Annotated in this window: 15 protein-coding genes and 1 pseudogene; 12 read left to right on the top strand and 4 right to left on the bottom strand. The window is 55.1% G+C overall.

The annotated features are described in order from the left end of the window. Positions 1-4 precede the first annotated feature (4 nt). Positions 5-895 (top strand): maltose ABC transporter permease MalG, encoded by an 891-nt coding sequence (gene malG / locus HA48_RS17090; protein WP_128602392.1) that lies wholly within the window; start codon positions 5-7, stop codon positions 893-895. A 115-nt stretch (positions 896-1010) separates the two neighbouring features. Here malG and HA48_RS17085 read toward each other — a convergent pair whose 3' ends face one another. Both HA48_RS17085 and HA48_RS17080 read right to left on the bottom strand, forming a co-directional pair. After that, positions 1011-1271, bottom strand: a complete 261-nt coding sequence (locus HA48_RS17085) for a hypothetical protein (protein WP_128602391.1) — start codon at positions 1269-1271, stop codon at positions 1011-1013. A 213-nt stretch (positions 1272-1484) separates the two neighbouring features. Next, positions 1485-2231, bottom strand: a complete 747-nt coding sequence (locus tag HA48_RS17080) for a MerR family transcriptional regulator (RefSeq protein ID WP_128602390.1) — start codon at positions 2229-2231, stop codon at positions 1485-1487. A 446-nt stretch (positions 2232-2677) separates the two neighbouring features. On the opposite strand from HA48_RS17080, the gene HA48_RS17075 reads away from it, so the two are divergent. The 11 genes and pseudogenes from HA48_RS17075 (at position 2678) to uraH (ending at position 13238) form a co-directional block, all read left to right on the top strand. After that, positions 2678-3706, top strand: a complete 1029-nt coding sequence (locus tag HA48_RS17075; protein ID WP_128602389.1) for a tyrosine-type recombinase/integrase — start codon at positions 2678-2680, stop codon at positions 3704-3706. Between the two features lie 153 nt (positions 3707-3859). Then, a pseudogene (locus HA48_RS17070) lies at positions 3860-4611 on the top strand (alpha/beta fold hydrolase). Between the two features lie 58 nt (positions 4612-4669). After that, positions 4670-5998, top strand: a complete 1329-nt coding sequence (locus HA48_RS17065) for an epoxide hydrolase family protein (protein ID WP_128602388.1) — start codon at positions 4670-4672, stop codon at positions 5996-5998. Positions 5999-6188: 190 nt separating this feature from the next. Next, positions 6189-6446 (top strand): YdgH/BhsA/McbA family protein, encoded by a 258-nt coding sequence (locus HA48_RS17060; protein ID WP_128602387.1) that lies wholly within the window; start codon positions 6189-6191, stop codon positions 6444-6446. Positions 6447-6564: 118 nt separating this feature from the next. Further along, complete coding sequence (locus tag HA48_RS17055; RefSeq protein WP_128602386.1) at positions 6565-7107, top strand: TetR/AcrR family transcriptional regulator; 543 nt, start codon at positions 6565-6567, stop codon at positions 7105-7107. Then, entirely contained in the window at positions 7104-8225 is a 1122-nt protein-coding gene (locus tag HA48_RS17050) for an MFS transporter (RefSeq protein WP_128602385.1), read from the top strand. The genes HA48_RS17055 and HA48_RS17050 overlap by 4 nt, the downstream gene beginning before the upstream one ends. A 104-nt stretch (positions 8226-8329) precedes the next feature. After that, positions 8330-9109 (top strand): alpha/beta fold hydrolase, encoded by a 780-nt coding sequence (locus HA48_RS17045; RefSeq protein WP_128602384.1) that lies wholly within the window; start codon positions 8330-8332, stop codon positions 9107-9109. 208 nt (positions 9110-9317) lie between these two features. Then, on the top strand, positions 9318-10310 hold the full coding sequence (locus HA48_RS17040) for a sugar phosphate isomerase/epimerase family protein (protein WP_128602383.1): 993 nt from the start codon (positions 9318-9320) through the stop codon (positions 10308-10310). A gap of 348 nt (positions 10311-10658) precedes the next feature. Next, complete coding sequence (locus tag HA48_RS17035) at positions 10659-11369, top strand: N-acyl amino acid synthase FeeM domain-containing protein (protein ID WP_128602382.1); 711 nt, start codon at positions 10659-10661, stop codon at positions 11367-11369. A gap of 227 nt (positions 11370-11596) precedes the next feature. Beyond that, a complete protein-coding gene (locus tag HA48_RS17030) occupies positions 11597-12697 on the top strand; it encodes an NADH:flavin oxidoreductase/NADH oxidase (protein WP_128602381.1) in 1101 nt (366 codons plus the stop codon). 127 nt (positions 12698-12824) lie between these two features. Beyond that, positions 12825-13238, top strand: a complete 414-nt coding sequence (gene uraH, locus HA48_RS17025) for a hydroxyisourate hydrolase (protein WP_128602380.1) — start codon at positions 12825-12827, stop codon at positions 13236-13238. 44 nt (positions 13239-13282) lie between these two features. On the opposite strand, the gene HA48_RS17020 is transcribed toward uraH, so the two are convergent. Together HA48_RS17020 and HA48_RS17015 are read right to left on the bottom strand one after the other, a co-directional pair. Continuing rightward, entirely contained in the window at positions 13283-14926 is a 1644-nt protein-coding gene (locus tag HA48_RS17020) for a GMC family oxidoreductase (protein ID WP_128602379.1), read from the bottom strand. Then, the coding region (locus tag HA48_RS17015) for a sugar dehydrogenase complex small subunit (RefSeq protein ID WP_128602378.1) at positions 14923-15307 on the bottom strand (385 nt) is incomplete at its 5' end. The genes HA48_RS17020 and HA48_RS17015, both read right to left, overlap by 4 nt.

Here is a 15307-nt window from a genome sequence, read left to right as displayed (position 1 = left end):
CGTTATGGCCATGGTTCAACCCAAATCGCAGAAGCTGCGTTTGCTGCTGACGCATCTGGTGCTGCTGCTGTTTATTGCAGCGATTCTCTTCCCGCTGCTGATGGTGATCGCTATCTCGCTGCGCAGCGGTAATTTCGCCACCGGCAGCTTGATCCCGGAGCAGATCTCGTGGGAGCACTGGCGGCTGGCGCTGGGGTTCAGCGTCACGCATCCCGATGGTCGCGTCACGCCACCGCCCTTCCCGGTGCTGCTGTGGTTATGGAACTCGGTGAAAATAGCGGCCATCAGTGCGCTGGGGATTGTGGCGCTTTCAACAACCTGCGCCTATGCTTTTGCCCGTATGCGCTTCGCTGGTCGCGCTAGCCTGTTAAAAGGCATGCTGATTTTCCAGATGTTCCCGGCAGTGTTGTCGCTGGTGGCGCTCTATGCGCTGTTTGATCGACTGGGACAGTACATCCCGTTTCTTGGGCTCAATACCCATGGCGGGGTGATCTTCGCCTATCTTGGCGGGATCGCGCTGCATGTCTGGACGATTAAAGGCTATTTTGAAACCATCGATGGATCGCTGGAAGAGGCCGCCGCGCTGGATGGCGCGACACCGTGGCAGGCGTTTCGTCTGGTGCTACTGCCGCTCTCGGTGCCAATCCTGGCGGTGGTATTTATTCTGGCGTTTATCGCCGCGGTGACAGAAGTGCCGGTCGCTTCTCTACTGCTGCGTGACGTTAACAGCTATACCCTGGCAGTCGGTATGCAGCAGTATCTTAACCCGCAGAACTATCTGTGGGGCGATTTTGCCGCCGCGGCTGTGCTCTCTGCAATTCCTATTACACTGGTGTTTCTGCTGGCGCAGCGCTGGCTGGTCAGCGGCCTGACCGCAGGCGGTGTAAAGGGGTAACCGTGTTACAAAGCAATGCCACTGCTTCCTCAATATCAACCACATATTGAGGCTTTTGGCGGCCCCAGGGCCGCCTTTTTTATGCCTTTCGCCGGTGTGTGGTTTTGTCGCAGTATCAGTTCATTTCGTCGTTGAGACCTGCAAGGGTATGCAGATAAGGCACCTGGCGGATGGCCTGCTCCGGCTCCGTAAAACTTTCCAGCCAAGTGCGGGCAGCGGCGATCTCCTGCAGCCGGGCCGTGCTGCCGCCGGCTTTGTGCATATATTCCAGCTCATGAATCAACGACTGAACGCTAATCTTTCTATCACTCAGCGCGAGACTCAGTGCCGCTTCGCCAATAATAACGTAGCCTTTCCCATCGTGCTGAATAGGCAAATTACCCTCCTCCGTTTCAGTTTAATGACAGCCTCTTCTTTACTGTAGGCTGCAACGGGGAATATGCCGGAATATTATTCTGAAAAGGATTCAAAAGGGTGTATAAAATTATAGATAAGATATGAAAATTATCGCCATGCTCTTGTTTCCACGGCGATATTCAGCATGAAGGGAGTAATGTAAATTATGCGCTCACCTGAACGCGCATCACACTCAGGCGGCGGTGACCATGGTCTGATCGGGTCCGCCCAGTAACGCAGGCAATCCGTCGCGCAGTCTGTGACGGTAGTTCCAGAACATCAGCTGTGAAATACCGGCACCGCACCACATCAGATGATGCTCGTAATGTTTTTGCGGATTCGCCGGAACGCCGGTTGCTTCGGATGACACTTCTACCCGGCAGCCTTGTCCGGTCAGACGAATGGCTTCCATCCAGATTTCGGTCGGGTCAGTGACGCTGACCGCTTCCAGAAACAGCGGCACAGTCTTACGCCGGTGAGCAGCATCAATCACTTTACTGGCGTGGAATAGCACTGCCTGATGAAACCGATCCTGACGCTGTGCCGCCCCTTCACTGCTGTCTGTACGCAGCCAAAGGTTGAGCGGCCGCAGGTAGCGGTTAACAAAATCGTCGCCGCTGTAATCAGTACCGACCTGCCGGATACGATTTTGTAGCAGCGTATCGCTGGGATGGAACAGTTGGGCGATCAGCTCCTCCTGCCGGCACTCCCAGCCGCTCTGCATCGTGCTTGCCCGGCCAAACAGGCGTAAACGGATCTCACCGAGCGTATCGCCTTCGGCGCTCATCTCCAGGATGGTCAGGATGCGGGTAATCTGGCTGGGGCCGTAACCTTTCTCTTTATCGGGTGCTGCTATCAGTCCGGCTCGGCGCCAGTTCCGAAGCGTGGTGGGCAGAATACCGGCCAATCCGCAGACGGTATCTGTAGTGTGATAAGACATATTTGTCCCCCTTGTGGGGTAAGTTGTCCGGGTTTCACCCGGCTAGACAACCAGTGTGAACCTCGCAGATGACAAATGATACAAAAGCAGCATTATTTAATCAGTTTTACAGTGGGACACGCCCTGTAAAAGTGTACAGGTTTTTGGACGGTGCCCCCGCTATCTCTCAAGCCAGACGCGAGCGCTATTAAGTTTATCATCAGCACTACTGATCAGTTTCACGATGGCCGGAGCGCCTCTGATTACTCTGACTTCATATAATTGGCATTATATGAAGTTAGGATCCTGCTCTCGATCCTGGTATGATGACGATCTTAAGCTCCTCACCTTAAACATTGCGCATAATTGCGGCAGCGCTACGCCAATTCTGCAGGGCTGCACCTCTGCGAAACGCGCAGAATTCACGTAGCGACGCCAGGGATTATTCTGCCGGATTTACAGCCAATATGACCGAATTATTACCCGCCGCTGGGCTTACGCTGGCAGACGAGATCCTGCTCGCGGAACGTTTGAATGAGTTTGTTCAGGATCGTGAGGCTTTCTCCGATAACACCTGGAAACAGCTCCTTAGCGTTATGCGAACCGGGAGCCGCTGGGCCAGCGAGCATGGGCGCTCATTCCTGCCAATGTCCCGGGCCGATCTGCGCGACTATCTGCTGTGGCTTCAGGCATCCGGGCGCGCCTCTTCCACCGTCAGCACACACGCGGCACTTATTTCCATGTTGCACCGCAATGCCGGTCTGGTGCCGCCCAATATTTCGCCGCTGGTATTTCGTGCCGTAAAGAAAATCAACCGCACGGCGGTCATCAGCGGCGAGCGCGCCGGTCAGGCTATCCCCTTTCGGATTGGTGATTTGCTCAGGCTTGATGCGCAGTGGTCAGGTTCCGGGCGGTTGCAGCAGGTACGTGATTTAGCCTTCCTGCATGTGGCTTATGCAACTTTACTCCGGGTTAGCGAGCTGGGCCGGTTGCGGGTGCGTGATATCTCGCGTACGGCCGATGGGCGGATTGTGCTGGACGTGGCCTGGACGAAAACCATTGTGATGACCGGGGGACTGATTAAAGCCCTGAGCGATCTCTCCTCGCAACGGCTCACCGAGTGGATCACGCTGTCAGGCCTTATTGCTGAACCAGATGCGTTCCTGTTTGGTCCGGTACACCGCTCGAACCGCGCCACCGTCGCACTGCTCAATCCTCTTTCCACCCGGGCGCTGGAGGATATTTTTGCCAGAGCCTGGCGTGAAGCCGGTCCCGGCAAGGATGCGCGTCCGAATAAAAATCGCTACCGCGGCTGGTCCGGACACAGTACCCGCGTCGGTGCCGCTATTGATATGGCGCTGAAAAAGTACAGTACCGCGCAGATAATGCAGGAAGGAACATGGAAGAAGCCGGAAACAGTGATGCGCTATATCCGCCATGTGGATGCACACGCGGGGGCAATGGTGGATCTGATGGATAAGTACGCCTCCTCCTGAATTCATCGTTGTGTACCGTAATGTATCAATGCGTAGCTGACACATATAAACCGACAAAAACCGGCGCTGCCGGAAACACACTGAACACATAGGGTGCGTTAAATAAGCGTACTGCCAGCGGGCAGACGTTTATCCACCGTTATGAGGTTCACGATGAAAAGATTAGTCCGACATTTCTCCGCCGGCCTGCTGGCCCTCTCTGTCGCGCAGTTCGCGCATGCCGCAACGCCGCATACCGTGGTGCTGGTGCACGGCGCATTCGCTGACGGCAGCAGCTGGGATCGCGTCATCCCTAAACTGCAGGCCAATAATTACCAGGTTATTGCCGTCCAGCTACCGCTGACCTCACTCAAAGATGATGTTGCCGCGACCGAACGCGCAATCGCCCGGGCGCAGGGTGATGTGGTGCTGGTCGGGCACTCATGGGGCGGAACTGTAATTACCGAAGCCGGCCAGGATAAAAAGGTTAAAGCGCTGGTGTATGTCGCTGCTTTCGCCCCCGATAAAGGCCAATCCACCGCCGAACTGGCGGACAGCTATCCTGCACCGCCGGGCAGCGCCGCCCTGGCGAAAACCGGTGACGGCTTCCTCTATCTCCCGCCCGAAGGGCTGGCAAAAACTTTGCGCCAGACCTGCCGGCTGCGCAACAGAAACTGCTGGCCGTTACGCAGGGTCCGATCCGCGCCGCTGCCTTCGGCGATAAAGTGACGCAGGCAAGCTGGGCACAAAAACCGAGCTGGTACCTGGTGAGCCAGCAGGATCGCATGATCAATCCCAGCCTCGAGCGCGCAATGGCGCAGAAGATACATGCGCACACCCGTGAAGTTGCCGCCAGTCATGTTTCGATGCTGAGCCAGCCGGATAGCGTGGCACAGATTATCCGCGAAGCGGCAGACGCAAAATAACGACTGCCCCATCTTTAAATATTATTCAGCCGATTTCATGAAACCATGAGGTAAATCTATGTCTGCAGATGATCATACAAAATCCGGAATTAGCCGCAGAAATCTTATTATCGGTTCAGCGCTGGGCACGCTGGCGTTGGGATTGGCCGGGCGCACCGCCACGGCCGCCGAAAATATCACGCGAATACTCAGCGATAATAATATCCATCCTTTCAGAATTGCTATTCCTGATGCAGATTTGGCGGATCTGAAATATCGTCTGCAGCGCACACGCTGGCCTGATAAAGAGACGGTAAACGATGCGTCCCAGGGATTGCAGCTGAGTAAAATAAGTGCACTGGTAAATTACTGGGGCGAGGACTACGACTGGCGTAAAATTGAGAGTCACCTGAATAGTCTGCCGCAGTTTATTACCCGGATTGATGGATTATCGGTGCACTTTATTCATGTCCGCTCGCGTCACCCGCATGCCATGCCGATGATCCTGACACACGGCTGGCCGGGGTCTATTCTGGAATTTATGAAGGTGATTAAACCGCTCACCGATCCGACAGCCTGGGGCGGCACGGCAGACGATGCGTTTGACGTTATTATCCCCTCCATTCCAGGATATGGTTTTTCTGAACGGCCGCATGATACAGGCTGGGACCCGGCGCGCGTGGCGCGTATGTGGGATACGCTGGTTAAACGTTTAGGTTATACAAAATATGTTTCGCAGGGTGGCGATCACGGCTCCGTTATCTCCAATGTCCTGGGGCGCCAGGCACCACAGGGATTGCTGGGTATTCATCTGACCATGCCCGCTGCAGTCCCCGGTGAGCTGATTACTGCGATCAACGAAGGCTTACCTTCTCCTGTGGCGCTCGCCGCTGATGAACAGAAAGCCTTTACGACATTGAGCCATTTTTTCACGCGCAATGCCGCTTATGGCGCCATGATGGTGACGCGTCCGCAGACCATTGGGTATGCGCTAAATGATTCGCCTGCAGGTATGGCCGCGTGGTCGTATGACAAAATCGCGCAGTGGACCGATAGCCATGGCGATCCTGAACGGGTACTGACGCGGGATGAGATCCTGGATGATTTATCGCTCTACTGGCTGACGAATACCTCAACCTCAGCCGCCCGTTTTTACTGGGAGAATAACAACAATAATTTTAGTTCGGCGACGCAGAAAACGCGGGACGTTAAGGTTCCGGTCGCCATCAGCGTATTTCCCGGAGAGATTTATCAAACACCGCACAGCTGGGCTAAAGCGGCCTTCCCGACGCTGGATTATTTCAGCGTCGTGAATAAAGGGGGCCATTTTGCCGCATGGGAGCAGCCAGCGCTATTTTCCGAAGAGATGCGCAAAGCGTTCCGTCCACTGCGTAAACAACTTTTGTAGTAGCGATATTTCTGCCCGTTATGGCGTGCTTTGATGATTATATTTCTTCATGTAGCAAAACTGCTTAAGTCTACATTAGGTGACAAAAATCGCGGTTTATGAAATATCGGGAACACACTGAACGGGTTAAATAGCCACATGCACAAAGCGTGCTGAAAATTATCTTAAATTAATCTGACTGGAGTTAATGATGAAAAAGTTACTGATCGCTGTTCTGGCTACTGCCACCTTTTCCGCATCCTTTATGACCTTTGCCGCGCAGGAGATCCAAAATCCTGCCGGGTTAATCAAAATCGGTACGGTATCAGATTCCAGTGGTGCGCTGACGCTGAGCGAGCTGGAGAGTAAATTGCAGGATAAAGCGAACATGTCGGGCGCTTCATCGTTCCGTATCACCTCAGCAGGCGGCACTAACACCCTCTCCGGCACGGCGGATATTTATCGTTAAACGTCACGCTCTGTCCGCCGGGCAGAGACCAGCAACCCGGGCAGCAGGAACATCCTGCTGCCCTCACCTTTTCCAGCCTGGATTTGCAAAAGTAAAACGATCGGTTTACTTTTAAGTCATGGACAAGAGACGCGATATCATCAATACAGCCGAGTCGCTGTTTTACCTCAACGGTTTCCACGCCGTCAGTACCGATCGCCTGTGTCAGGAGGCGAAGGTCTCTACCCGCACGTTCTACAAATATTTCCCTTCACGTGAAACACTTACCGCCGCGGTCATGGAGGTACGTGAAGCACGTTTTTTTGCGCTACTAAGTGCACCGGACGATCCACAGGCGATTGCGCATTTGTTTGACGTCATGGGGCAGTGGATGAGAGAGAACGGCACCAGCGGGTGCTTCTTTCTGAAAGCGTGGGGCGAATATTCAGGCGAAGATCCTCTGCTGGCCGATCGGGCCATGGCCTATAGGCGCGCAATGCGGGATTACATCGCCCGCTGCGTTGCCTCGGTGTTCGGACGCGAGGAAGCTGAACTGGCAGATACGGTCTGGATGCTTTTTGAGGGCGTATTAACCACGGCGCTGCTGCTCGGCGCGACCGCCGCGGCGGAAACAGGCAAAGCTTCGGCGATGATGCTGCTTAACAGGAGCAAAAAACCGTGAAAAACTGTGCTGCGCTGGGAGGAACCGGTTTTGCGCTGATCGCCATCTCATACGGTTTAGCGCGCTTTGCCTGGGGACTGATGCTGCCGGATGTGACGCGGGAGATCACGCTTACACCGCGTATGGCGGGCCTGCTCTCCGCCTGCAGTTTTGCCGCCTACTGCCTGGCGGTGTTAGCCGCGCCACTGCTGACGCGCTGCGCCGGCCCGCGTGGCACGGCGATGATTTCTGCGCTCTGCGCCGCAGCTGGCCTGCTGCTGCTGGCCGTTGCACCCTCACCTTTTATGCTGGCCGCCGGTCTGCTGATCGCCGGGTTGAGCGCAGGTTTCTCCTCGCCCTCGCTGGCCGCCGCCGTCAGCCTGAAGGTTGCCGCTCCGCGACAGGCGCATATGAATACGCTCATTAATGCCGGCACCAGTGCCGGCGTGATGCTGTCCGTTCCGGTACTCGCCTGGCTGCCCGGCGGCTGGCGCATGGCCTGCATGGCGTTCGGCGCACTGGCATTGCTCTCTCTTCTGCCGCTGTGGCGCTATATTCCGGGTAAAAGCCCGCAGCCGGCGACTGAATCACTGCGCCATATTCTGCGGCATCGCCCATTACAGCGCCTGATGGCGATCGCCTTTGTGATCGGCGTGGTCAGCGCGGCATGGTGGTCATTCGGCCCTGCGCTACTGCAGCACAAAGGCGTGAGCGCCCGTCATATAAGTCTGCTGTGGCTCAGTGCCGGCGCAGCTGGCATTCTTGGCGCGCTGACCGGGCCGCTGGCGGCAAAAATCGGCCTGCTTCAGGTGTTCAGGCTCTCACTGCTCGGCATGATAGTGCTGCTGTGCGTATTCGCCGGTTTTTCGCATGAAAGCGGATGGTTTTTTCCCGCCGTCATTGTGGGCGGGGCCGGCTATGTGGCGCTTTCCGGCGTACTGCTGGTATGGGGTGCGCAGGCCACGTCATCAGCGCCAGCGATCGGTGTCAGCGTGCTATTTTTTATGCTGGCCGCCGGCCAGATGGCCGGCTCCGTGGCGTTCGGTCAACTCTATGTCATGCTGGATGCCGTTTCTGCACTGCTGATCTGGGCCGTGCTGGCGCTGTTCATGCTATTTGCACCAAGGCGCACGGCGTAGTATCGCGCAGCGTCGTCACTATTTTGTCATTTTCGCGTCAGCGGTTTGTTGGACCTCAGACGGTACAGTGCTGAATACATCCACTGTGCATATTGAGGTACATTATGAAATCACGTCATCTCTCTGTTATCGCTGCCCTGCTGATAGCCGGATTAAGCACCGCCGCCGCCCATGCCGCCACGTCTGCTGCTACGGAGGAGGTCAAAAATATTGTACTGGTTCACGGTCTGTATGCCGATGGCTCCAGTTGGGGAAAAGTAATTCCGCTGCTGCAGGCTAAAGGACTGCACGTCACGGCGGTACAGAATCCTACGACGTCGCTGGATGATGATGTTGCCGCCGTTAAGCGTGCGCTGGCGCAGCAGGATGGTCCGGTAATTCTGGTGGCGCACTCTTATGGCGGTATGGTGATCAGTCAGGCAGGCGACCAGCCGAAGGTGAAAGGGCTGGTCTATATCGCCGCGCGCGCACCGGAAGCAGGAGAGGATTATCCGGCGCTGACGAAAAAGTTTGCGCCTGCACCGGCCTCGGCAGGCCTGAAATGGCAGGCTGATGGTTACGGTGCACTCAGCGAGTCGGCTTTTATCCACGATTTCGCCGGCGATCTGCCTGAGAGCGAAGCTAAAGCCTACTACGCCGTGCAGCAGCCCGCGGCGAAAGCGATCACCACCGCCAAAACAACCGCTGCTGCCTGGCACACCAAACCCTCCTGGTATGCCGTTTCTGCTCAGGACCGCACCATCAATCCGGACCTGGAACGCTTTATGGCGAAGCGCATGCATGCGCAAACCATTGAGCTCAATGCCAGCCACGTATCACTCATCTCGCAACCTGAAGCCGTCGCCGGTCTGATCATAAAAGCCGCTCACGTTCCAGGTTATTGATCTCTTGTGGCGACCCGCTATGTGGGGTCGCCACATCGCTACCGGCTCTCTGACTGATGAATTTTGTGTGATAGCGCTTCCACTTTCATCGCATCAGGCTGGCGAATGAATGCGCTTACGGCGCAGAATGGAATATATAACCATGTACGAATATATATTCGTACATTCAGTTCAACCGCTTTGCTTAATCATCTGAGGAGAATGGTTTATGAGTTCGTACACTTACCCTAAGTTCGGCGCTGGTCTGTGGCACTTTGCTAACTACATTGATCGCTATGCGGTTGACGGGTATGGCCCGGCGCTAAGCACGCTGGAGCAAATCAACCTGGCCGGAACGGTTGACGATCTCTCTTATGTTGATGTGCCCTATCCCTTTACGGAAGGCGTAACCGTTGCACAGGTAAAAGAAGCGCTGACAGAAGCCGGTTTGCAGGCGATTGGTATCACCCCTGAAATCTACCTGCGTCGCTTCTCCCGGGGTGCCTTCACCAATCCGGATCCGGCCATACGCCAGCAGGCGTTTGAGCTAATGCATGAAGCTGCTGGCGTGGTGCGCGAACTGGGCGCCAGCTATGTCAAAATCTGGCCGGGTCAGGACGGCTGGGATTACCCGTTCCAGGTGGACCACAAAAATTTGTGGAAACTGGCGGTTGACGGGATGCGCGATCTGGCGAGCGCCAATCCGGATGTCAAATTTGCCATCGAATACAAACCGCGCGAACCTCGCGTGAAGATGACATGGGACTCCGCCGCACGTACGCTACTGGGCATTGAGGATATTGGCCTCGATAACGTTGGCGTTCTGCTGGATTTCGGTCACGCGCTGTTTGCCGGTGAATCCCCGGCGGATTCCGCCCAGCTGATTATCGATCGTGGTCGCCTGTTCGGCATGGACGTGAACGATAACCTGCGCGGCTGGGATGATGATTTAGTGGTCGGTACCGTTCACATGACCGAGATCTTTGAATTTTTCTACGTGCTCAAAATCAACAACTGGGAGGGAGTCTGGCAGCTTGACCAGTTCCCGTTCCGCGAAGATCACGTGGAAGCCGCCAATTTATCCATCCGCTTCCTGAAGCATATCTACCGCGCGCTTGATAAGCTCGATATTACGGCGCTGCAGGAGGCGCAGCATGAGCAAAATCCACTGCGGGCGCAGAGAATCATCCAAAATGCTCTGCTAAGCAGCATCGAAGAGTAACCTGTTGCCCGGCCCAGGTTGCCGGGCACTCTGTTTTCTTACTATGCAATTTACTTAAATCAAATTAATCAATTCCCTTGCAAAAATTACGGGTTACGTCACACATTCAACTTCCCCACATTCAGCGCTACTGCGGTCACTTTCCGACGGGTCTTACTACTTCACGAAACTAATTTTTTAGTTCGAACTAATTCCATAGTTAATTTTTATTTATTATATTGAGATTAACTCAGAACGGAACTGGTGAAAATAAAAGTGCATTTATCAAGGAAATCAGTTATTAGTAGCGCTATTTCTGACGGCGTACTGAATGAAAGGACGCAAAGAGTGTGCAGGTTATTTAATGAGATGGACGATACGATTACGATTGCTCCCGCCCGCGAGTTTCTCGATTTTTTAAAGGGAATGGAAGTCACCCATGAGGAGTATCGCCGCGTCGGCATTGTTAAGCAGAAACGCTCTCTTTTTCTCTATAACGAAGGTTTACTTAACCCCAACAGTACGCTGTTTCTGGCTCGTAAAGAGCAGGATATTCTCGGCACCATCAGCGTTATCACCAACCTCAATAAGCGCATGCCCTGTACGAAATTGTTTGGTGAAGAGATTAATGCACTGAACCTGGGAAGGCGCAAAGCCGTGGAGCTGGGAACGCTCTCCGTCAAACATCAGTCAGACAGTGATAACCTGGTGTTCATGCTCTATCTGAAGATGATGATCTACACCATCTTCGTTGAAAAGGTGGATGATATATTCATTCAGGTTAAAGATAAGGCCGCCCCTTTTTACGTGCGTAACTTTCTCTTCAAAAAAGTGGGCCAGTCGAAACAGCATCCTGATTACAGCGATCTCAGCGCTACGCTGCTGCGTGTGGATGTGAAACGTATCCGCGAGAAGATCTACGAGCAAAAATGCTACGGTGCTATGGGCTGGCAACGGATGCTGTGTGAACTGGGCTTACTGCAGCAGTACCGTTCTGTGTATCAGCAGTGTCATGGCTGCCAGCGGTTTGTTCCTGACCAAAAAGATGTCGAAGTCTATCAATACCTCTGTAATTTATAGCGCCGCACTGTGCTTTCCAGGTGCGCATAGGTGCGCGCCTGAGTAGCTGTTTAACCTGATAACCTACTCTGAAGTCGATGTCGGGCTCTGATTAGTTACACTCATAAAAGTATGTTGTAACTAGATGCTGTTTTGTATTGCATAATCCTGCGGCTGGCTTTCCCCGCGCGATGAACCATCTACACTTAGCCCATCCAGAATGCGGGTTAACATTGAATGAGGTAGAGATGAGTTTACTTTTCAGCGCAACAAAATTGGGTCAGCTGTCACTGGAGAATCGCATTGTTATCGCGCCAATGTGTCAGTATTCAGCCGAAGAGGGACAGGCCACGCCATGGCATCGGATTCATCTCGGTCAGCTGGCGCTTTCGGGTGCCGGCTTGTTGATTATTGAAGCTACCGCGGTAGAGGCGATTGGGCGCATCTCCCCCGGGGATTTAGGCCTGTGGGATGACGCCACCGAAGCCGCGCTGGCCAGCGTATTGCAGGATATTCGCCGCTACGCCACGCTACCGATCGGTATTCAGCTGGGCCATGCCGGGCGCAAAGCCTCCTGCGCTGCGCCGTGGCAAGGCGGTGCACAGCTTTCGCCGGAGCAAGGCGGCTGGCAGACGGTGGCACCTTCCGCCCAGGCCTTTCACGAGGAGGACCGCGCACCGGCGGAACTCAGTAAAGAGGCGCTGCAGCAGCTCAAACAAGCGTTCATTGATAGCGCCAAACGCGCGGTACGCATTGGCATTCAGCTGATTGAGGTGCATGCCGCACACGGTTATCTGCTGCACCAGTTCCTGTCGCCGCTCAGCAATCAGCGTAATGATGAGTACGGCGGATCGCTGGAGAACCGCATGCGCTTCCCGCTGGAGGTATTCCAGGCAATACGCGATGCCGTGCCCGAATCGGTGCCGGTGGGCGTACGCCTCTCTGCCACCGATTGGGTTGAGGGCGGCTGGGATAATCAGCAATCCATCGCCTTCAGCCAGGCGCTAGAGCAGGCTGGCTGCGCCTATATCCACGTCTCCAGCGGTGGATTGTCGCCGCAGCAGCAGATCACCGTTGGCCCGGGATATCAGCTGCCGTATGCGCGTGATATTCGTAAAGAGGTGAATATTCCGGTGATTGGTGTTGGCTTAATTACCGAGCCACTGCAGGCTGAGCAGGCACTGCAGGAGCAGGATGCCGACCTGATCGCGCTGGCACGAGCCGTTCTCTACAATCCACGCTGGCCGTGGCATGCCGCTGCTGAGCTTGGCGCGCAGGCGAAAGCGCCGGAGCAATACCTGCGTTCAGAGCCGCATGGCCTGAAAGGCACGCTGGTCGCCAATAAGTGACTCTTCGCGCGGCAGACGCAAATCCTCTGCCGCGCTCTTCTGGGAAATTTCACATCTGCAGCGTCATTTCAAAGACTTCCCGCCAATTGATCTATGCTTTCGGCGTTTTCAACAAAAGGAAGATGAGATGAAACCGCAACACTACCTGTTAAGTGCCGCCCTGATGTTCAGCGCCGGCAGCGCAATGGCCGACATGGCGAAAAACCCTATCAGCGTACATGTGCTGAACCTGCAAACCGGCGTGCCAACCGCAGGCGTTAACGTCGAGCTGGATCAGCAGAGTGGTAATCAATGGGTGAAGCTGTCAGAAGCGACTACCGATGCGCAGGGCCGTATACCGGCGCTCTACCCTGCGGGCAAAGCGGCTCAGACCGGGACCTATCGTGTTGTGTTCAAAACTGGCGACTACTTCAAAAGCACCGGTCAGCCGACCTTTTTCCCTGAGATTCCGGTGATCTTCACGCTCGATAAAACCGTACAGCATTACCATATTCCGCTGCTGCTGAGCCAGTATGGTTATTCGACCTATCGCGGCAATTAAGTAAAAAAAAAGCGCCTCGCCGGCGCTTTTTTAAACGTTGCCTGTCAGGCGGATTGCATGGTACGTAACATATGATCCGCCAGACGCAAGCTCAGCGCCGCACCGGTCAGGGTTGGATTCATGCAGGATGCCGAAGGCATAACGCTGGTGCCGGCAATCCACAGATTTGGGTGATCGTGGGTGCGACAATCGCGGTCAACCACCGAGTTTTTCGGGTCGTCGCCCATAATCGTCGTGCCCATGATGTGCTGGCGATCCTGGAATTTGGTATCGATCGATACAATCTCCGCATCCAGCAACTCGGCAAACTTATGGAAGTCCTTCAGCCCCTCCTCCTTTCCGGCATGCCAGTAATCCGTCACGCTGTAGTAAATCTCCGGCAGCGGAATACCGATTGCATCCTTTTTGGTTTTGCTCGGCGTGACGCGGTTTTCCGCCAGCGGCAGCGTCTCAAAATCGATTGCAAAGTTAAGCGAGCGCGCCGACTGGCGGCGAATCTCGGCATCCAGCTTTGAGCCCAGCACCCCTTTCGCGATCAGCGAAGCAGCATAATCCGCAGTCGGCACGGTATTGCGCACTTTAATCTTGTAGCTGGGGAAGTTTTTACGGAATGCACCATCGCGGTTATTCAGGTAAACCAGCAGTTCGGTCGGCCCCTGGCCAGGCCAGACATCTTCTGACATCATCACATTCATGCTGATGCCAGTATGGCCCATCAGGTTACGCCCCACCTGATCGGATGAGTTCGCAATGCCGTTCGGATAGTGTTCAGAGGAGGACATCAGTAACAGCTTGGGCGATTCGATCCCGTAGGCCGCCAGAACAAAGTAGCTGGCCGTAAGATGGTGCTCTGAGCCATCCGGCTTCTTGTACCAGACGCCGGTTATTTTGCCGTCATCCGCCGCCTCAATGCGATACACCACAGCGTTATCCAGCAGCTTCGCGCCCAGCCGTTCAGCTTCGTCGATGTGCATCGAACCGTCATACTTCGCGGCAATCGGACAGACCGGGTTGCAGTTATTGTTGCCGCCGCAGACCGGACGCTTGCCCCAGGGTTTTGTGGCGCGGCCGTTCGGCTCCAGCACCGGATTATAACCGCCCTTACCCAGCTTCTCCGTCAGCCGATCAAACAGATAGCTGGTCGGCAGGCCTGGCATCGGGAATGGCGTGGATCGCGGCGGCCAGGCTTTGCCGCCCTGTCCACTCTCATCCTGACCATCCATACCGGAGACGCCCAGCTCATGCTCAGCCTTGCCGTACCATGCTTCCAGTTCATCATAATCAAATGGCCAGTCGCGACCGCGGCCATACAGGCTATTCAGTTTGAAATCATTCGGGATCATGCGCCACAGCGCAGAGCCAAAGTGCCAGGTCGTGCCGCCCACCACGCGCAGATATTTGGTGGGGTATTTAACCGGCCCCACCTGCTGCAAATAGTCACCGTAGGTGGACGGGATATGCGGCGGATTAGGGTACGGTGACCCGACACCCTGCAGCTTGATATTGGTCAGCGACATTTTAAACGGGGAGTTACGGAAACGTTCCACGATCTCCTGCCGGGATACGCGCGGTCCTGCTTCAAGAATGATCACCGATTTGCCGGCTTTCGCCATCTGCGTCGCCACCAAACCGCCCATCACACCGGAACCGATGATAATGACATCGGCATCAACTTTTTGTGCACTCATGCGCCTTCTCCTGTGGTTGCTACTCTGCCTGCTTCCGTTACCGCCCACCAGAACGGCCCGCCGCCATAGGTTGGCACCACCAGGATATCTTTGGTGGGCAGGTACATCATTGCTTCGGCATAGGCGATCAGCTCCAGATCGCTGCCGCTTCCTACTACGCCGGTGTACCAGGCGGAGATAATGGTCTTCGCCGTTTGCCAGTCGGCACTGTCCGGACCGTAAGCCGCAAGGAAATCATCGACGTGCGCAAACGCGTGCTGCTGCAGTAGCGTTTGCAGGGTGCTGAGTCGGGCAGTGAACTGCGCATCGTGGCGCGTTAACGCATCCAGATAGCGTTCCGCCAGAATGGGTCCGACCGGCCGGTTCACCAGAAAGGCGGAG

The organism is Pantoea wallisii (assembly GCF_002095485.1).
Taxonomy (GTDB): domain Bacteria; phylum Pseudomonadota; class Gammaproteobacteria; order Enterobacterales; family Enterobacteriaceae; genus Pantoea; species Pantoea wallisii.
Note: the sequence above shows the minus strand (reverse complement) of the source record. Positions and strands in the feature narration are given on the sequence as shown.